14 protein-coding genes are annotated in these 20,304 nt (G+C 34.1%); 6 read left to right on the forward strand and 8 right to left on the reverse strand.

The annotated features are described in order from the left end of the window. Nucleotides 1–359: 359 nt before the first annotated feature. Nucleotides 360–665, reverse strand: a complete 306-nt coding sequence (locus NLG42_RS12305; RefSeq protein ID WP_089056541.1) for a chaperone modulator CbpM — start codon at nucleotides 663–665, stop codon at nucleotides 360–362. Then, nucleotides 658–1,581, reverse strand: a complete 924-nt coding sequence (locus tag NLG42_RS12310) for a DnaJ C-terminal domain-containing protein (protein WP_089056542.1) — start codon at nucleotides 1,579–1,581, stop codon at nucleotides 658–660. Before NLG42_RS12310 ends, NLG42_RS12305 begins: the two co-directional genes overlap by 8 nt. Nucleotides 1,582–1,937: 356 nt before the next feature. Between NLG42_RS12310 and NLG42_RS12315 the strand changes: the two genes are divergently transcribed. After that, nucleotides 1,938–2,648 carry a hypothetical protein gene (locus tag NLG42_RS12315; RefSeq protein ID WP_099719841.1) on the forward strand — a complete coding sequence of 237 codons (711 nt, stop codon included), beginning with the start codon at nucleotides 1,938–1,940 and terminating at the stop codon, nucleotides 2,646–2,648. A 101-nt stretch (nucleotides 2,649–2,749) separates the two neighbouring features. Here NLG42_RS12315 and NLG42_RS12320 read toward each other — a convergent pair whose 3' ends face one another. Beyond that, on the reverse strand, nucleotides 2,750–3,277 hold the full coding sequence (locus NLG42_RS12320; protein WP_089056655.1) for a hypothetical protein: 528 nt from the start codon (nucleotides 3,275–3,277) through the stop codon (nucleotides 2,750–2,752). Between the two features lie 243 nt (nucleotides 3,278–3,520). Here NLG42_RS12320 and guaA point away from each other — a divergent pair, with 243 nt between their 5' ends. From guaA to NLG42_RS12345, 5 genes are all read left to right on the forward strand, one after another. Further along, nucleotides 3,521–5,050 (forward strand): glutamine-hydrolyzing GMP synthase, encoded by a 1,530-nt coding sequence (gene guaA / locus NLG42_RS12325; RefSeq protein ID WP_089056544.1) that lies wholly within the window; start codon nucleotides 3,521–3,523, stop codon nucleotides 5,048–5,050. A 61-nt stretch (nucleotides 5,051–5,111) separates the two neighbouring features. Beyond that, nucleotides 5,112–7,013 carry a muramidase family protein gene (locus NLG42_RS12330; RefSeq protein WP_257683953.1) on the forward strand — a complete coding sequence of 634 codons (1,902 nt, stop codon included), beginning with the start codon at nucleotides 5,112–5,114 and terminating at the stop codon, nucleotides 7,011–7,013. A gap of 94 nt (nucleotides 7,014–7,107) precedes the next feature. Further along, nucleotides 7,108–9,177 carry a LysM peptidoglycan-binding domain-containing protein gene (locus NLG42_RS12335; RefSeq protein ID WP_257683954.1) on the forward strand — a complete coding sequence of 690 codons (2,070 nt, stop codon included), beginning with the start codon at nucleotides 7,108–7,110 and terminating at the stop codon, nucleotides 9,175–9,177. Nucleotides 9,178–9,369: 192 nt separating this feature from the next. Beyond that, nucleotides 9,370–9,960 (forward strand): 5'-methylthioadenosine/S-adenosylhomocysteine nucleosidase family protein, encoded by a 591-nt coding sequence (locus NLG42_RS12340; RefSeq protein WP_257683955.1) that lies wholly within the window; start codon nucleotides 9,370–9,372, stop codon nucleotides 9,958–9,960. A gap of 62 nt (nucleotides 9,961–10,022) precedes the next feature. Then, a complete protein-coding gene (locus NLG42_RS12345) occupies nucleotides 10,023–10,424 on the forward strand; it encodes an OsmC family protein (protein WP_099719836.1) in 402 nt (133 codons plus the stop codon). A gap of 61 nt (nucleotides 10,425–10,485) precedes the next feature. Here the strand turns inward: NLG42_RS12345 and NLG42_RS12350 are convergent, their stop codons facing one another. The 5 genes from NLG42_RS12350 to NLG42_RS12370 form a co-directional block, all read right to left on the reverse strand. After that, nucleotides 10,486–12,345, reverse strand: coding sequence for a glycoside hydrolase family 35 protein (locus NLG42_RS12350; protein ID WP_257683956.1), 1,860 nt, complete (start codon nucleotides 12,343–12,345; stop codon nucleotides 10,486–10,488). 86 nt (nucleotides 12,346–12,431) lie between these two features. After that, on the reverse strand, nucleotides 12,432–13,787 hold the full coding sequence (locus NLG42_RS12355; protein ID WP_257683987.1) for a Gfo/Idh/MocA family protein: 1,356 nt from the start codon (nucleotides 13,785–13,787) through the stop codon (nucleotides 12,432–12,434). A gap of 116 nt (nucleotides 13,788–13,903) precedes the next feature. Beyond that, the gene (locus tag NLG42_RS12360) at nucleotides 13,904–15,220 is read right to left on the reverse strand and encodes a DUF3472 domain-containing protein (RefSeq protein ID WP_257683957.1); all 1,317 of its coding nucleotides are present in this window, start codon (nucleotides 15,218–15,220) and stop codon (nucleotides 13,904–13,906) included. A gap of 92 nt (nucleotides 15,221–15,312) precedes the next feature. Then, complete coding sequence (locus NLG42_RS12365) at nucleotides 15,313–17,010, reverse strand: RagB/SusD family nutrient uptake outer membrane protein (RefSeq protein ID WP_089056552.1); 1,698 nt, start codon at nucleotides 17,008–17,010, stop codon at nucleotides 15,313–15,315. A gap of 9 nt (nucleotides 17,011–17,019) precedes the next feature. Further along, nucleotides 17,020–20,103 carry a SusC/RagA family TonB-linked outer membrane protein gene (locus tag NLG42_RS12370; protein ID WP_257683958.1) on the reverse strand — a complete coding sequence of 1,028 codons (3,084 nt, stop codon included), beginning with the start codon at nucleotides 20,101–20,103 and terminating at the stop codon, nucleotides 17,020–17,022. Between the last annotated feature and the right edge of the window lie 201 nt (nucleotides 20,104–20,304).

Below are 20,304 nucleotides of genomic sequence, written 5' to 3' on the forward strand. Positions count from 1 at the left end.
TTCTTAGAGTTTTTAAAAACAAATTCAGGTTAATTAATGTGTTGCAATTTATAAAATATGCTTGGTAAAAAGAGTCGTAATTGTTTGAAATCCCATTGATAATTATTGTTTTTTGTGATATTTTAAAAGTATAATTTACTTGTTGGGTGTAATTTCTAAAAAAATATTTAAACACATAGTTTTGATCGTTATCGGGTAGATTTTATATTTTAAAAAGAATACAAAAAGAAACACATTTCTCTTATATAGCTGTACTATGAGTGTTTTAAATAAGTGAAACGCCTTTTTTTTGATAAATCATAGACTATGTTTCTATGTGTTAAAATTAATTAAGCCCAAAGTGTTATAATTTTTAAATTTTATGATTTTTGATGCTCTTCATAAATTCGAAGCTTATTTTGTGTACTGGTAAGATGCTGCTGCAAAATTTCGATTTTGTTAAGTAAGTGATAAATCGCATCAATTCCTTCAAAATTAATTTTTAGGTCATAGTGCATACGAATCATTTTTTCTATGGCAGGCAGTTGTTCAGGCTGTAAATATTCTTCGTTTTCTTCGACAACAATTTCGACTAAGCCATAATTATGCAGCTCTTTTATAAAAGTATTTTCAATTTCGTTATACAAACAAAATTGTTTTATTAAGATTAAGCTTTTGTTATTCATGATTTCTTAGTTTAGCTAATTCTGCAAATAATTCTTTTTCTTTTTCAGATAATTTAGTCGGTAATTTTAAAGTATACGTTATATATAAATCACCAAACTGATTGTCTTTTTTATAAACAGGAAATCCTTTTCCTTTAAGTTTTACTTTAGTTCCAGGCTGAGTTTCGGGTGCTACTTTTATTTTTACTTTTCCATCAAAAGTATTCACATAAATTTCTCCGCCTAAAATTGCCGTGTATAAATCCAGATCGACATCGGCATATAAATTATTGCCTTCACGTTTAAAATCAGAACTGTTATTAATTATAAAAGTAATGTACAAATCGCCGTTTGGTCCGCCGTTTGCTCCAGGCGCGCCATGATTTGGAATTTTTATAATCTGTCCGTTTTCAACACCAGCCGGAATTGTAATTCGTATATTTTTACCGTTTACATTTAAGTTTTGTTTGTGAGTGGTATAAGCAGATGCTAAATCAAGCTGTAATTCTGCATTAAAATCTTGTCCTCTATATTTTGCCTGAGCTCTTGAACCTCTTCCAGAACCGCCATACATAGAATTAAAGAAATCTGAGAAATCGCTTTCTGAAAAATTACCTCCGCCAAAATCAGTATAACTTTGATTCCCGCCTTGCTGCTGTCTCGAATATTGCTGCTGATTTGGGTCATAACCTGCTTTCTCAAATTCATCGGCATGTTTCCAGTCTTTTCCGTATTTATCGTATTTTTTGCGATTTTCGGGATTGCTTAAAACTTCATTTGCCTCGTTTATTTCCTTGAACTTTTGTTCCGCTTCTTTATCATTCGGATTTAAATCGGGATGATATTTTCGTGCCAGTTTTCGATATGCCTTTTTGATATCGGCATCAGTAGCAGATTTGGTAATACCTAATGTTTTATAATAATCGATATAATCCATTTTTTAGAATTTTATAATATTAAAAGAATTAGCCGTCTGGTTTTTATTTAGGAAGAAGTTATTTTTTTGAAATTTTAGAATAACTTTTTTTAAGTTTTGAAGTTAGTAATAAGTTGTTTACTATCAAAGAAATAATGTTAGTTTTTATTTGTGAAATGTAGGATTAATTTTGGTTATGAATGTTTTGTCGAATATTTGTTCGAGATTTTTGGCAGGTTTTTTGCTTCCAAAAATTAGCCTAATATATTGTTATAATAGTCTTAAAGTTGTCGCGCCAAACTTATTTATGCTATTTTTGTGATGCTTGACTTACGATTTTATAAAAATTTTAAAGCCGATTCGATAACACTTTTTCAATGAAGCATCTTTTATTTTTCATATTATTTTTTACAGCTGTAACAGTTTCAGCGCAAACTGAATTTGGGGGCAAGATGAAGCCAATTCCGGCACCTAAGTTTGGCGCAAAGAAAAAAGAACCAATTCCGCAAGTCAAAAATCCGCAGGCAGAAACCGCAGATGTTCCAAGTATAAAAGCACCAAATATTTTTGAAAATAAAAGTATAACGCCAACATCTCAATTCCAGATCGGACAGGAAAAAAGTAAGTTCACCATGTCTACAGAAACTGATTTTGCCAATCCAGGCGATCAATATGTAGCAAAAATGGAAAAGGATATAAACAAAGCTTTAAAAGATGCTGGTTTAAGAGAAGGTCGTGGCACGCTGGTTAAGAAAAATATTTCTTTAGGAGATTTTAGAACCAAATCGCAGTATTTTATCGTGAAATTACGTGATTTTGGAGCTATTGACGGCGATTTAGTAAAAGTTTCGTCTAATGATAGTGTTATTAGAAGTCAGATATTTTTAGATTCTAATTTTAAAGAGGTTAAAATAGACTTGGTAAACGGTTTTAATAAATTAGATTTCGAAGCTTTAAATATAGGTACTCTGGGAGGAAATACTGCCGAAATTCGAGTTTACGACGATAAAGGACAATTAGTAACCAATGATTATTGGGATAATCTTGCAGCTGGTTTTAAGGCTTCGATTATTGTTACGAAAGAGTAGCGCCGTAAGCGCTAGATTCAAAGCAGCAAAGGTTCAAAGGGACAAAGTTTATACTTCGTTTGCCTTTGAACCTTTGCTGCTTTGAGCCTTTGAATCTTTTTCTAAAACGGATCCGCCGTAACTCTAAACTTCATTTCGGCTTTTACAGTAACATCTTTTGTGAGGGTTTCTTTTAAGGTAACTTTAGTTCTGATTTTGTATTTATCTGCTTTGATGTATTGATCTAATTTTTTATCCGTACAAATTAAATCAATCGTGTTTGTTGTTGCATTTATATTATCCTGATAAGCTAATTCAATTTCATCAGAATCTGTTGTTGAAATATATAAGTGAACGGATTTTAGAAAAGTAAAAGTTTTATCTGAAGGATCAGCAATAGCTAATTTTAAAGATCGAAGTTTAACATCTTTTACCAAACTTGCCTTTGTTTTATTGTTTTCAAATTCTGCCGATGAATTTGTGGTTACATCTGGAGTAATTATTTCTGAAGGGAGATTGATTGGCGATGTACTTTTAATTTTAATAGAAGTTTCATTTGAGATATTAAAACTTAGTAAATCGTCAACAGCATCGCAAGATGTTAGTGACGCTGCTAGTAAAAGGGTGATTGCAATAATTTTTGATTTCATATTTAAATTTAGTTTGGGTTTTTCGATAGATACAAAATATTTTGATTTTTGGATTTTTCTTTTTTTTAGGTTCAAAGATGCAAAGGTTCAAAGGAATAAAGCAAATGTTTTTTTGTGAATTTATAAACCTCTGAATCTCTGTTACTCTGAGTCTTTTCGTTCAAAAATCGGAACGTTGAAAAAAAATATTTATTTTTCAACGCTCCGATTTTTCAATTTCGAATATAAAAAGTATTTTTGCGCATGCAACACAACGTACTTATTTTAGATTTCGGATCGCAATATACTCAGCTTATTGCGCGTAGAGTTCGCGAATTAAATATATTCTGCGAAATTTTCCCATACAATCACTTTCCTAGTGATTTATCAGCTTATAAAGCAGTAATTTTAGGTGGAAGCCCATTTTCTGTTCGTGCAGAAGATGCTCCACATCCTGATTTATCTCAAATTAGAGGTAAACTTCCAATGCTTGCCGTTTGTTACGGAGCGCAGTATTTAGCTCATTTCAGTGGTGGAGAAGTAGCAGCTTCAAACACTAGAGAATATGGTAGAGCTAATTTATCTTATATAAAAGAGAATGAAGTTTTCTTTGAAGGTGTTTCAGAAAACAGCCAAGTTTGGATGAGCCACAGTGATAGTATTAAGGCACTTCCAACAAATGGTGTAAAATTAGCAAGCACACATGACGTAGAATTTGCCGCTTATAAAATTGAAGGCGAAACAACTTACGGAATTCAATATCATCCAGAAGTTTTCCATTCTACTGATGGATCGAAAATGCTGGAGAACTTTTTAGTGAAAATTGCCGAAGTTCCTCAAAACTTTACACCAAATGCTTTCGTTGAAGAAATGGTGGGAGAATTAAAAGAAAAATTAGGAAACGATAAAGTTGTTTTAGGATTATCTGGCGGAGTAGATTCTACAGTTGCGGCGGTTTTATTAAACCAGGCAATTGGTGAAAATCTGTACTGTATTTTCGTAAACAACGGACTTTTACGTAAAAACGAATTTCAAAGTGTATTAGATCAATACAAAGGAATGGGATTGAATGTAAAAGGTGTTGATGCAGGAGATCGTTTTCTTTCTGAATTAGCTGGAATCAGCGATCCTGAAACGAAACGTAAAACTATCGGACGTGTATTTATCGAAGTTTTTGATGATGAATCACATTTGATCGAAGATGTAAAATGGTTAGCGCAAGGAACTATTTACCCAGACGTAATTGAATCTGTTTCGGTAAAAGGACCATCGGCAACTATTAAATCACACCATAATGTAGGTGGATTGCCTGATTATATGAAATTACAAATTGTAGAACCACTTAGAATGTTGTTTAAAGACGAAGTTCGTAGAGTTGGAGCTACTTTAGGTATAGATCCTGAATTATTAGGAAGACATCCTTTTCCAGGACCAGGATTATCAATTAGAATTTTAGGAGATATTACTCCAGAGAAAGTACAAATTTTACAAGATGTAGATGCAGTATTTATCGAAGGATTAAAATCTTGGGGATTATATGACAAAGTTTGGCAGGCTGGAGCAATTTTGCTTCCTGTAAACAGTGTTGGTGTGATGGGTGATGAGCGTACTTATGAAAAAGTAGTAGCGCTTAGAGCTGTAGAATCAACAGATGGAATGACTGCTGACTGGGTTCATTTACCTTACGATTTCTTGATGAAAGTGTCAAATGACATTATAAATAAAGTAAAAGGCGTGAACCGCGTGGTTTACGATATCAGCTCAAAACCACCAGCAACAATTGAGTGGGAATAGTATTGTTTTTCAAATTAAGGCGTTACATTTGTAACGCCTTAATTTTTTAAACCTACTATTTATGAGAGAATTTTTAACGATTTCTCTTGTGTTTGTTTTGTCTTTTAATAAAATAACTGCACAAGACTCAATTATTGAGCACAAAATTCAAAAGGGAGAAACTGCTTATTTTATAGCCCAAAAGTATAAGGTTTCTGTAGATGAGATTTACAAACTCAACCCCGAATCGCAAAATGGAATTCAGGACAATCAGATTATTAAGATTCCAGTTCATTCTGCAGAAAAAACAAAACTAGACCAGCAGATTACTCATATTGTTGGCGCAAAAGAAACTCTTTTTGGCTTAGCAAAACAATATCATGTTTCTGTAGAAGCAATTCAAAATGCAAATCCAATTCTTGCCAACGGACTTCAAATTGGTCAAGAATTAAGTATTCCAAATTCTTTAAATATTTCTAAAATAGAGAATGCAAACTCTTCAAAAGCTGCACATTTGGTTGCGGCGAAAGAATCGCTGTTCAGTATTGCCAGACAATATAATGTATCGGTTTCAGATTTAGAAAATGAAAACAAGGATTTATTGCAAAACGGATTACAGATTGGACAGTCAATTGTAATTCCGAACAAGCGCAAAACTTTAGACGGAAGAGTTCGTGTTATCAATCAGGAAACTGTTTTTCATGTGGTTGAGCCAAAAGAAACTAAATTTTCCATTGCTAAAAAATACGGTATTTCAATTGATCAATTAGAATCGCAAAATCCTGAAATTGTAAACGGATTAGTTGTTGGCAATAAATTAGCGATTAATACAAAAGAAGTTAAGCCAACAAATGAAAATGAGGAATTGATGCTTGCTTTGGCCGAAAAACAAGTTGTGGTTGAGAAAACTAAAGCTAAAACGGTAGAAATTACTGATTTGAAAGACAGACTTGTTATTCAGAAAGAGATGAATCAGAAGATTATTAAAATTAATGATTTAAAGGTTAATTTGAATGATATGAATGGTTCAAAAGAAAATTCAGTCGAAAAATTGCGATTGGTTCTGGAGGCTAATAAAAATGTACAGGATGTTTTAATGGCTAAGTTAGATTCGTTGGTAAATACAATGAATAGTGATTTGGTCGAATTAAAGCGAATGGATATTTTAAATGTTGATGAATCAAAACGTTTAGAAAAGCAGTCTTATGCGAGTATTTCGCAAACAAGTGAATTATCGTCGCAGTTGAAAAAAGAACTGGCTGAAAATCGAAAAGCTTATGCTGGTTTAATGAACAAAGTGGAGAAAATTGCCGTTGAAGAAAATCAGGAATACAAAAAGAAAATCCGCGAAAGCGAAAAAAACAACAATCTAACATCGATACAGCAAAGACTTTCGATTGAAGAAGTAAAGCGCTATAAGATTGAGCAGGAAAAAGGAGATGTACAAAATCAATTGCTGATTGCAAAAATAGATTCTTTGGATACTCAGAAAAAAATTGAAGTAAAGCGTCACATTAGTAAAGCTGCTTATTATAGTATGGAAGCCAGAAAATTTGATGATAAATTGGCACTTGTAAAATTGAAAAAGTATCAGGATGAAGCAGTTAAAAAGTCAAATTTTGCAGGTGTTTCAAAGGTGGTTTCATTGGAAGAAATGAAGCGTGAATTAGAAGAAAACCCGCTTAAAAGCGACAAAACTGTAAAAGTTGAAGTTTATGATAATCTTCGAGAAGTTTCAAACGGCTATTACTTAGTTTTAGGTATATTTACAGACTCAATGCTGCGTGATAAGTTCATCATGAAACTCATTGATTCTGGCGATTTTAATGCCAGCTTTTTCTTTAATATAAACAGTCTTTCGTATTATGTTTACTCAGATAAGTTTAAAAATATGGAAGAAGTTTTGTATCAATGCAAGAAAAAAGAGGAAGATGAGTTATATAAGAACATTATTATTGCAAAATTAGAAGTTGATCTTAGATAATAAACGCAAGTTTCAACAAGTGGCTTGAATCTTGTATAAAAGAAATTATTATCTTGTTAATTGAATTAGAAATTAAATTGTTTTAAGCCATATTATGAAGTATTTTTCGACCTTATTATTCCTTGTTTTTTTTGTAACCTGTTCTGCTTTTTCTCAGGAGAAGGTAGTAAAGTATACTGTTTCGAATGGAGAAACAATTAATCAGATTGCGCAGAAATTTAAGGTTACGCCTTTTGATATTTACGAATTAAATCCAGATGCAAGAAGAGGTTTAGTACCCAATTCAGTTTTGTTAATTCCTACAACTGCTGTTAAAAGTGCGGCAAAAACTACAACTGCTGCGGTAAAAACGACCGAGAGTTCAAAAGAGATTATTCATGAAGTGCAGCCAAAAGAGACGTTTTACAGCATTGAAAAAAAATATAATATTTCTGATGAAGCATTAAAAGCAGCAAATCCGTTTCTTGAAAAAACGGGCGTGCAAATTGGTCAGAAATTAGTAATTCCGGCAAAAGGATCTGCTTCGAAAGCAGCGTTGACAGCAGATAAAAAAACAAAAGAGAAAGTACAGGAAAAGTTTGTATATCATGATGTTTTGCCGAAAGAAACTAAATATTCTATTGCAAAACAATATAAAACTACGGTTGAAGATTTAGAAAAAAGAAACCCAGATATTGTTTCAAATCTGCCAGTTGGATATCGATTAACGATTACAGGAACAGCTCCTAAAACGGAAAGTACTGCGGCAAATGTTACGAAGCATGAAGAAGTTAAAAAAACTGCTGAACCTGCAAAAAAAGCAGTCAGCTACATGGATTATCAGGTAAAACCAAAAGAAACTTTTTACAGCTTATCTAGAACGTTTCATTTATCGCAAGAAGAATTAACGGCACTTAATCCTGCACTTTCAGAAGGTGTAAAAGAAGGAATGGTTTTAAAAGTTCCAACGGGATATTTAGCACCTTCACCAATCATTGTGCAACAGCAGCCTATTGAAAAAGCGCTGGAAAATAAAAGCCCTGGAGGAATACAAATCGTAGACAAAGTAAAATCTGAAACTGTTTCTGTAAATCCTGAAATAGTAGAACTTAGTAAAAAAAGAGGACAGGGAGATCGTAAAAAAGTGGTTTTACTGCTTCCGTTTAATTTGGCTAAATTGCAAAGCGATACAACTGGAACTGCTTCACGCTTGAAAACGGATAAATTTTTGAATATGACTCTTGATTTTTACTCAGGAGCAATGATGGCGATCGATTCAGCTAAAGTTTTAAAACTTCCAATTGATGTTTCGATTTATGATTCGCAAGAAACAAAAACAACGTCGAATATTTCAAGTTTAATTCCAAAACTGCAAGATGCTGATGCTGTTGTTGGGCCATTTTATCAAAATAATGCCGAATCTACTGCAAATACATTAAGATTGTATAATGTTCCGGTTATTTCGCCATTATCAAAAGATGCGGCGAACCCAATCGAAAATTTATACCAGACGATACCATCAAATGAGGTTGTTCGAAATACTGTTTTTGATTATATGCGTGGTAAAAATGGTAATATTGTTGCCGTTGTAGACAAGAAAAAAGAATCAGTTATTAGTTATATTAAACAAAATCAAAAAGGAGTTGTTTTTGCAGCTTTGACCGAGGCAGGAGGTTTAGACGCTGCTAATTTGAAAAGCTTGTTACTGCCAAACCGAATGAATTATGTGGTGATGGAAACGGCAAATACGGCGATGATAAAAACAACGATAAAAGCGCTGCTGGATGCACAGAAAACATGTCAGGTGCAATTGGTAATTTTAGAACCAAACAGCACGCTTGATACAGATGAGATTAGTTTTGATAATTTGGTAAAACTTAAATTGATGTATCCTTCAGTTACTCGTGACAGTGATGATCAGGCGGTTTCAATCTTTAAGAAGGATTATAGATTGAAAAATAAAATCTATCCAAATACTTATGCGACAAGAGGTTTTGACGTAACTTTTGATACGATGATGCGTTTGGTTCAAGGAAAAACATATCAAGAAACAGCAGATTTAATGACTACACAACAAGTGGAGAATAAGTTTCAGTTTTATAAAAAAGAAGATGGCGGACATGCTAATAAAGGGGTCTACATTTTATATTATGATTCTGATTTAACTTTAAAAACTGCAAATTAATACTAGTATTAATCCAATAAATTAGATGTGAAAGTTTACTAATTATTTAATTTAGGATATAGAATAAAAAATCCGTGCTGCTTTTTTGCAACACGGATTTTTTTATTTGTGATTTTTTAAAAGAATAGAGATATAGATTATCGTGACAGATTAAAAATGGTATTTTTGTATCTCAAAAATTAAAATAAATTGATGGTAAAAATAAACCACGAACAGTCATTTTTAATAGAGGATATATTGTTTTCTTTTGCTTTGAAAGCCGAAGCTGCCGAGGTTTTTGAAAGATGTAATACGATTATGACCGGAATTGGGAAGGTGAATGCTGCTTACGAATTGACGAAAGTTTTGCAGCATAAAAAGCCTTCATTAATTGTTAATCTTGGATCTGCTGGAAGTAATTTTTTTAAGAAAGGTGATATTGTCTGCTGTACGAAATTTATACAAAGAGATATGGATGTTCGAGGTTTAGGATATGAGCTCTATGAGACTCCATTTTCTGGTCTGCCGACCGTTTTTGAATATGGTTTAAAAATGGATGGTTTACAGGAAGGAATCTGCGGAACTGGAGATAGTTTTGAAATGGGGCATTCTGAAGTCTTATATAATGTCGTAGATATGGAAGCTTATGCATTAGCACTGATTGCGATGAAAGAAGATATTCCGTTTTTATGTTTAAAATACATTTCGGATGGGGCAGATGATAATGCTGCAGAAGACTGGCTGGTTCAGGTTCATAAAGCAGCATTGGCTTATGGAAAACTTTTTAAATTGGGATTAGATTAGTAATCTCAGAAGAACTAAAAATATTAAAAAAAAAAGAATTTAAATAATTGTAAAACAATACTATGACATCAAAAGTAACTTATTTAGGTGAATTAAGAACAAAATCAATACATGTGCAATCAGGAAGTGAAATTATCTCTGATGCACCTTTAGATAATAACGGAAAAGGAGAGGCGTTTTCTCCAACAGATACTGTAGCAAATGCTTTGGCAAGCTGCATGATGACGATTATGGGAATTAAAGCTCGTGATATGGAAGTAGATCTAATCGATTCGACTGCTGAAGTGACTAAAATTATGAATGCAGAACCAAGACGTATTGGGGCAATCGAAATTATTTTTGAAATGAACGGTGTTGCTGATGAGAAAAGCAGAACAATTTTAGAGCGCGCTGCGATGACTTGTCCCGTTTTTTTAAGCTTAAATTCTGATATTGAAAAACGAGTTACTTTCAACTGGAAGTAATCTTTTATTCGTATAAAAAAAAGCCATTCATTGTTGTGAATGGCTTTTTTGCTTTTGTATATTATTGTCCTTTTTCAGGTCTTAAATCTTCTAAAATTGGAGTTGCAATACTTTTAAGTTCTTTTTGCAGCGTCTCATTTTTTTGCTCAAAAATTACAATATTGTTTTTGCCTTTTTTAAGCCAGCATCCTGGAAGGTATAGAGTTTGCTGTGGTCCAACACTCCAATAACGGCCAATGTTGATTCCGTTTACAAACACAATCCCTTTACCCCAATCACGCATATCTAAAAAGGTATCTCCTGTTTTACTAAGCGTAAAAGTACCTTGGTATAAAGTTGGACGGTTTGCTTTACCTGAATTTTTGTAAGCTGTCAAATCTGGTTCTTGGCTCATAGGCAATTTGTACATTTCCCAATCGCCTGTAATAGTCTGACCATTAATAATAACAGGACTTATTATTCCTTTGTTATTTTCGTTGATTTGAGATCCATAATTTATACGTCCCATGTTTTCGACTACAATATCTAAAGTAGCGTTAAAAGGAACTTCGATTTCGCAATCGTATTTTTTATAGTATCGGTTTAATTCTGCTACTTTTTTACCGTTAACGTAAACGATCGCATAATCACGTAATCCTTTTAATTCTAGTTTTCCACTGATTGGCTGCGTGAACTTTTTACTGTACCAAACATAACCATCGCCTTGATTTAATTGCTCAAAGGTTTGTGGAGTATCTTCATATACGGGGCTTATTTTTGCTTTTAAATCAGCTAAATCAACCGTTTTTGTTAATGCTATTTTCGGAATTTCGATAATTGGCATTTTTTCTGGAACTGCAGGAGTTTCGCTTGTTTTAAGCAATTCTCTTAAAGCATTATATTTAGGAGTTGCCCATCCTGCTTCACTTATTGGAGCATCATAATCGTATGATGTCATATCAGGCTGAATATCGTGTTCTTTGTCGTAATTAGCACCAGAAGTGAATCCGAAATTAGTTCCGCCATGAACCATATAATAGTTGAACGATATCTTATTGTCTAAATATTTTTTAGTCTGACGAGCAGTTTGTTCCGGTTTTTGCGTTGGGAAAGGTTCTGCCCAATGATCTAACCATCCTGGATAGAATTCGGCAACCATATAAGGTCCTTGACCATTATTGAATTGATTTACAACTTCTTTTAATTTTGCAATATCACCTTCACCATTTGCAGTTGGTAATGCACCTGGCAATGCACCGCCTTCAAATAACCAGCTTCCGTCTGAAGTGAAAAAAGGAACTTCAAAACCAAGGTCTTTTAATTGCTGAAATACAGCTGCACTATATTTTTTATGTTCTTCTAACGGAATATCTTTTCGCTGTGCAACGTACGAACCAAATTCGTTTTCACCCTGAACCATAATAATAGGACCGCCTTTAGTAATTTGTAAATCCTTAACTTGATTGTACAATTGTGTAAAGTAAGCTTTTGTAGCTGCTAAATATGCTGCGTTGTTACAGCGAATAACCATATTAGGCACATTCTGCAAGAAAAAAGGGTAACCACCAAATTCCCATTCGGCACATACATACGGACCTGGACGAAGAATTACAAATAAGCCTTCTTCTTGAGCTGTTTTTATATATTCGGCTAAGTTTTTATTTCCTGTTTTAAAATCCCATACACCAGGAGCAGTTTCATGATAATTCCAAAATACATAAGTAGCAACGGCATTTAATCCCATGGCTTTCATCATTTTTAGACGATGACGCCAATATTGCTGTGGAATACGCGAATAATGCATTTCACCTGAGTGAATCTGTATTGGTTTTCCATTCAATAAAAAATCTCCTCCGCTTATAGCGAAAGTTTGTTTTTGCTGTGCTGATGCAGAGAGCAGTGTAAAAAAGGCAAATAGGAGGGTGTAGTAAACTTTTTTCATTTTTCAAAGTAATTAAAAATCTTTTTAATAAACAAAAGAGCGCTATAAAATTGCGCCCTCTTGCTTCTACTAACTAACCAATAAATTTATTCCGCGAATTCTAATTTTTTTAATTTATTCCATCCGCCGCGTGTGAAATCAGGAATTTCTACAGGTGCAGAACCGTTATCAAGAGAAATTTCTGTCAAAGGTCCTAAACAAGACCATTCTGCTAAATCATATACATCCATATCTAAAGGAAGTCCTTTTTGAAGGCAGTAAATTAAACGGTAATCCATTACGAAATCCATTCCGCCGTGACCACCTACTTTTTTAGCTTTTTCTTCAATATTTTTTACAATTGGGTGTTTGTATTTTTCCATTAATGCTTTTTTCACATCTTCTGGTACGAATGAGTGAGCGCTTAATTTTTCGTGATTTGGTTTTACATCATCACTTAATGCTGCACCGTCTAAAGCGTATCCTTCTAATGGATATTTGTTTGCAAAACCTTTTGTACCGCTTAATTGGTACATTCTGCTGTACGGACGAGGAGAAGTAACATCGTGTTGAATTTGGATTGTCTTTCCGTTTTCAGTACGAATCATAGTCATAGTGTGATCTCCATTTCTAAAATCTTTAATTTCTTTACCTGATTTTTCTTTGATGTAAGCAGGATTTCCAACTGCTTTAGTATCCATAGAAACTAAGAAATTCATTTTGTCTCCACGGTGAATGTTTAATGCCTGACAAGCTGGTCCCATACCGTGTGTTGCATAGATATCTCCACGGTGTTTAATGTTGTAATCCATTCTCCAGTTATTCCAGTATTCTCCCCAAAATGGTTGTAATCCGTGAATGTAAGAACCTTCAGCATGAAGAATTTCACCAAATAAACCTTGTTGTGCCATGTTTAAAGTGGTAAGCTCGAAGAAATCATACACACAGTTTTCCAACTGCATACAGTGCTTACGAGTTTTTTCTGAAGTATCGATAAGATCCCAGATTTCTTTCATTGTCATAGCACCTGGAACTTCGATAGCAACGTGTTTTCCGTCTTTCATTGCCTGAACTCCAATTTGTGCATGGTGTTTCCAATCTGTAGCGATGTAAACTAAATCAACATTTGGTAATGCTGTAACTTTTCTCCAAGCATTTTCATCTCCAAAAAATTCTTGTGCTTTTGGAAAACCAGCTTTGGTTAAAATTTCGTTAGACGATTGTGTGTTTTTTTCAAGCATATCGCAAAGTGCTACAATTTCGACACCTGGTATATGTGTCATACGTTCTACAGCTCCTGGACCACGCATTCCTAAACCAATAAAGGCTACACGAACAGTTGGAATTGGAGTAGTTGCTAATTGCAGTACATCTTGTTGTCCTTTTGCACGAGCCGGCGTTTTGGTTTTGATCATTTGTGCTGACGCGATTGCGCATCCAAACAAAAGACAGGCTGCTAACATGAATTTTAAAATACTAGTTTTCATAATTTGAATTAATTTGATTTGAAAATGTTTGATAATCTAAATGCTGATTATCGGGAATTATTGTTTTTGTATTTGTGATTTTTTAAGACCAATTAAGGTAAAGCTTCAAAATTTATCTCCGGCTTTTTATTTGTTAAAGGTCTTGAAAAAATTGTTTTTGATGTTGTATAGTTATTAAAAAAGCCTCCATTTTTTAAATAAAAAGAGTTAGCGTCAAGTCCGCCTGCAAAATCCATTCTGTATTCTTTAGCACCTGTATTATCAGTTGTAAAACGAGCTGAATTAATTTCGGACCAAACTCCTTTTTCGTCGCAGATCCATTGATTGTTGAATAAGACTTTACGAGAAAAATCGCCTTGCTCTGGAACAAAATTCTCTAGAAATGAATGAAATCTTTTTAAATATGTATTGGTTTGCGGACGGTTAAAGCTCGCAATCAAAAGCCATTTTCCTTGCTCTGGCGCGTAAAAGTAAGCGGTATAAGTTGTTGTGTTGTTGTTTAGTGGAAATCCTTGTAATAAAAATTTATAAGTAGTTCCTGCTTTCCAGTTGTATTTTAGGTAACTCTGTCCTCCTGAACCTTCGTTTCCGAATTCGCCGGTATGTACATTTTCACCTTTTTTAAGCATTTTAATTTTATGTGATTCAGGAATACTGGCTGGATCATCTGTGGTAAACGGACTCCAAACAGAGAATAAAACTCTTCTTTCGGAAGCTGAATTTACTTGAATTCCAAAATATCCTTCTCCAAAACCATTTGCCATAAAATAAGAACCAATTTTGTCCTCGTTTTCAGGAACAGTAAGTTCATTGTAATACCATTTTGCATTCGTGTTTTCTGGAACTTGGTAATTTAAGTGAACAGATGGACCGCGACGCCCCCAATGGTAGAAGTTTCCTTCGTTGTTAGGAACGAAAGCAATTTTCGCATCGTAATCATCACTTGAAATCGTTAGACGATTAATCGATGGAAAACGATCACCTATTTTGCTGATTCCTTTTATTTTGACTGCAACATATCCTTCTTGGTTTATTTTCCAAGTTCCCGCTGTAACTGCTTTTTTAGATGCCGTAAATTTGACTCTTTTAGCTTCATTATTAATTGAAAATTCAAGTTCTGATTTTCCAAAAACCTGTACAGATTCTTCTATAGTAATTTGAAAAGTTCCTGGTTTTGAAACTCTAAAATAGGCGGTGAAATACTCATCAGAATTTGTCCAGTTTTCAATACCATTATCCGTAATTGTATTGCTTTCGTCTACATGTTTAGAGCTGTATGCGTTACCAGCAAGCGGCAATGAAATTTTTGTTTTTGGATTCTCTAAACTTGTTTTTTCGCTAAAAGCGTCGTTGCCGGCTGTGCAGGAAAAAGCGGCTAAAGCAAGAATTAAGCAGAATATGTTTTTCATAGTTATAGGTAATTTAGGTTTTTCTTTTTTTGAAGCTCCTCTCTAATGAACCAAATTAGAGAGGCTTCAAAAACAAAAACAATTCTAAACAATTATGGGTTTTGAGTCAGTGTTCCTGGGTAAGCATTTATTTCTGACTGCGGAATATATTGTACTACTCTAGGGCTTGAAGCCGGCCACTCAACCATTGGTAAATGCGGTCCTGGATAGTGACGTGTCATAGTTTGTCCGTTTCTATAAACATCATAACCACGGTGTGCTTCAAAAGCTAGTTCTAATTGACGTTCTTCGTCTACACGCTGTACTGCATTTGTATTGTCTAATGAAGTATAGCCGCCGCCAACGATTGATCTTGAACGAATAATGTTTAAGTTCGTCAATGCACTGTTATAATCTCCTTTTTTAACATAAGCTTCTGCCATATTCAGATACATCTCATCTAATTTTGAAATAGGAGGAGAGTACAAGTGAGAATCATTGTTTTGCAAAGAACATTTTGTGACATAATACATAGGATAAACTCTGTTTAACAACATCATATAATCTTTTTCACCCGTATATGTTTTTCCTTCGTACACAATTGAATACTGATTTTCGGCTGCGTTTACTACCGTTAAGTTGTAATCTGTACTTCCGATGGTGATATAATATGAACCATTAGAATTTGTTTTAAGAGGCTGCTGCATATAGTTATAACCAGTTTGAGTGCCGGCAGTATTCTTAATGTCGTAGATAAAACGGAATGCTTGAGTTTTGTTTCCAGCATCGTCTGTATCGTATTGCGGATCAATAAAAGCCCAACGAGCATCTTTCTTTAAACCCGATTTTCTTAATAGATCTAAGTATTTTGCACTTGCGTACATTTCTCCCCATCCTTGACCTTGAATATTAGCATACATACCGCCAATTCCATAATAATGATCATAACCTGAAAATTCTGAAGCTACACGTTTAACAGCAAAAATAGTCTCTGTCTGCTCATCAGAATCTGGTGCATAAGTATTGGATTTCATGAAACTTTCGCGGCTCAATAATTTATACTTTCCACTAGCAATTACTTTGTTAGCATATTCAATAGATAGTGTTGCATAATCTTGATTTGGATTTTGATAAGTACCACTCATATATAAGTATACTCTTGAAAGCATTGCCTGAGCAGCTTCTTTTGTTGCGTAAGCTGCTGATCTGTCAACAGTCATTAAAGATTCTGCTTTTTTTAGATCACTGATTGCTTGCGCATAAGTATCTTTTACGGTTGATCTATCTGGTAAAACAAGATTAATTACATCTGCCGGTAAACCATTTACAATTGGCACACCTAAATTAGTTTCAGGCGATTGAGAATATGGTCTTCCATAAGTACGACATAAGTAAAAATAGATCATTCCTCTTAAGTAATACGCTTCACCAAGTTGTTGGTCAACAGTTGCGCTTTCTCCCTCCTTAATCATTTTAATTAAATCACTTGACTGCGAAACAATTTTGTAACTGTTGTTCCAAAAAACAGATAATCTATCGTTGTCTGGAATATGTTGATAGGAAATAAAAGAGTAAAATGAATCTGTAGATGTTCCTCTAATCATGATGTTGTCACTTGGATATTCTCCAACTCTGTGCATAACATCAGACCAGCCTTTTAATTGTGCGTAACAGCCGTTTAATAAAACTTCTACAGCTGCTACTTTATCTTCTTCGATTTTGTCTTTTGTGTAGGAACCAAATGGCTCTCTGTCTAACTCACATGAGGACAGAAAACTAATTGCCATACATAATATAAATATTTTTTTCATGATTTTGTTTTAAAGAGTTACGTTAAGTCCTAGTACAATTTTGCGCGTTGAAGGATATACTTGTGTTGCTACACCTGTAATAGTATATTGTTGATTTGCTGAGTTGTAAGTAGGAGGGAGTTCAGGGTCAACACCAGAATAATGACTGATGGTAAACAAGTTTTCTCCAGCTATATATAATCTTAAATTTGAAATATTAAGACGCTCAATCGGCATATTGTATCCAAAAGTGATACTTCTCATTTTTAAATACGTACCCGTTTCTAAGAAACGTGATGATGCTTTATTTGATTGGCTGTTGTTATCATAAAGTGCCTGTGGATGAGTCGCAATATCTCCTGGTTTTTCCCAACGGCTCCATCCGCTGTGAAGTTGCATTTGATTTCTGTCATTATAAGCACCATCTGAATCAAATTCTGCTCTCGCATAATTGTAAATTTCGCCGCCAACTGAATAGCTGAAAATAGCAGCAAAATCAAATTTCTTGTAGTTTAAACTTGTAGAGAATCCTCCAAAAAAGTCTGGAGTATAAGCTCCAACTACTTTTCTGTATTTAGAAGCTTCACCATAATCACTTGTTTTTACACGCTCGCCCGCAGTATTTGTAGTATACCATTGTGGTTTTCCATTTTCAGGATTAACGCCTGCCCACTCTGTTACGTACCAGCTGTCAACATCGTTTCCTGGTTTTAAAAGTTTGTTTGCCGAACCTGCAGCACCACTTCCGTCACCTACAATGATTTCTTGTTTATCACCGTAAAGTTTTGTTACCTTATTTTTATTAGTACCAATATTGGCATCTATTGACCAGTTTAAGTTTTCATTTTTGATGATGTCAACATTAACAGAAGCCTCAAAGCCTCTATTGTTTACAGCTCCTACGTTTCTCCAAATACTGTTCACTCCAATTACACCTGGAAGCGGTACTTGGTATAATAAATCAGAAGTATTTTTATTGTAGTAGTCTAAAGTAATATTAACACGTTTAAAGAAGCTTACATCTACACCAACACCTCCGGTAAAAGTTTTTTCCCAGCTCAAATCAGGATTAGCCAATTGTGAGATTAACGCTCCCGGACTTTCATTATAACTGCTTTTTGAGAAAGAATACAAAGGCAGGTGAGGATATAAACTGTTAGGTCTGTTTCCTACTGAACCGTAACTTGCTCTAAGTTTTAAGTTATTGATGTAATCTGCGTGAAAGAATGACTCATTATGAATGTTCCATCCACCGCTTATAGAATAGAAATTACCATATTGTGCATTTTTTCCGAAGTTTGATGCTCCATCACGACGAAAAGACACTTGTGCTAAATAGCGATTATCATACGAATAATTTACATTTGATAATAAAGACTGAACCGCCCATTGAGATCTTCCGCCCGCTACTTTTTCAGGAACCGCTGCAGCATCAGGAGCTACAATTCCAGGAGGAATTCCCGTTGCAACTGCTTGACTGAACTTTTTATTGTACTCATTCCACTCATAACCAGCAACAGCATTAAACGAATGGCTGCCAAATGATTTGTTGAATTTTAATAATTGATTGGTGTAAATTCTGTTATACGTATCGAAGTTGTCTTCAATTCTTCCTTTTACAGCAACCCCATTTGCTGATCTTGGATCAGTATAATAACTTGCATTTGAATTACCAAATATGTAATTGTTTACAGATGAAAAAGTTAACCATTTTGTGAATTTAATATCAAAATCAAGATTAGTTCGTACTGTGTATGCTTCAGATTCATTGCTGTTCCACTGTAAATCATATAAATAATTTGATCCAGTTGTGTTTACCCAAGTTGGGTTTGGTGCATTTCCTACTAAAGAGCCATCTGCTAAATAAGGACTGTCCCAAGGCATATTTGCATATAAAGCATATATATCATGTTGTTTGTCTAAAACAGATTCTCTAGTTAAATTAACTTGAGGTCTTAAAGTAAACCAACTGCTTGGTTTGTATTCAAACTTCATAAGACCGTTGTATTTTTTGTAGTCGTATCCTTTTATAGCACCAGTTTCATTGTAAAGACCAACAGAAACATAGCTTTTAAAAGTTTCACTTCCACCACTGAACGATAAGTTGTAATCTTGTGCAATTCCTGTTTGAGTTGCATTATCCCACCAGTCAAAATTTTTGTTTCTTAATTCAGGTTTCCACCACCAAACATTTTGAAAAGTTTCTTTGTTAGCAAACGAATCATATAAATCATATAATTCAGCGCCGTTCATAATTTTGAAATTTCCATTGTTTATAGAAGTCATCGCGGTCTTAGCAGAAAAATTAATCGTAGATTTTCCATTTTTTCCACTTTTGGTAGTTACTACAATTACACCATTTGCTCCTTGTGATCCATAAACTGCAGTAGAAGCTGCATCTTTAAGAACCGTTAAAGTTTCGATATCAGCAGGATTCACATTTGCAGAAGTATTCCCTACAATAACTCCGTCAATTACCCATAAAGGATCTGTACTTCCGTTAACTGTGGTTCTACCTCTAATAATAACTTTTGCTGCCGCTCCCGGCTGTCCGCCGCCTGTGTTTACAAATACACCAGTAGCTTTTCCTGCCAGCATGTTTTCAACATTTGGTGTTGTAACGTCAACGATTTTTTTATTGTCTAAAGTTTGCAAAGAACCAGTCAAACTCTCTTTTTTTACTTTGCTGTATCCTACAACTACAACCTCGTCCATTTGCTGGCCGGCTTCTTTCATAACAATTTTCAGAATACCGTTTCCAGCTGGAACTTCCTGATCTTGCATTCCCATAAAGGTAAAGATCAAAATAGCGCTGTCATTAGGAACATCGATGGCAAAACTTCCATCCATATCAGTTTGTACTCCTTTTGTTGTGCCTTTTATATTAACATTCACTCCAGGAACAGGAATTCCTTTTTCATCTACAACTTTACCTTTAACAATTTTTTGAAATGCCAGAAAACTGGTTTCGTTTGTCGAAATTTCTTTTGCAGGTGCCGCAGTTGTGATTTGAAAGCTTAAGGACAACAGAGATAATAATGTTGTTTTTAAAGTTTTTTCAAGAACAGTATGCAACCTGAAATTTTCAGGTTTTTTTGAGAATACTTTCTTCATACTCTTGATTTGGTTTTGGTTACTAAATGTGTTTTTTGTCTGGTCGTTTTTATTTTAATTATTTAAGTTTTTTAGTCTTTATTTTTTGTGTTTTTTAAGGACTAAAAAGAGTATTAAATAGATTAAAAAAGAGCGAAAAAAATCGCTTAAAAACTTTATTATTTGACGAAACTATCGATTATATTTTTATTAACCAAGAAA

It is taken from the genome of Flavobacterium plurextorum, from assembly GCF_024638035.1.
Taxonomy (GTDB): Bacteria; Bacteroidota; Bacteroidia; order Flavobacteriales; family Flavobacteriaceae; genus Flavobacterium; species Flavobacterium plurextorum.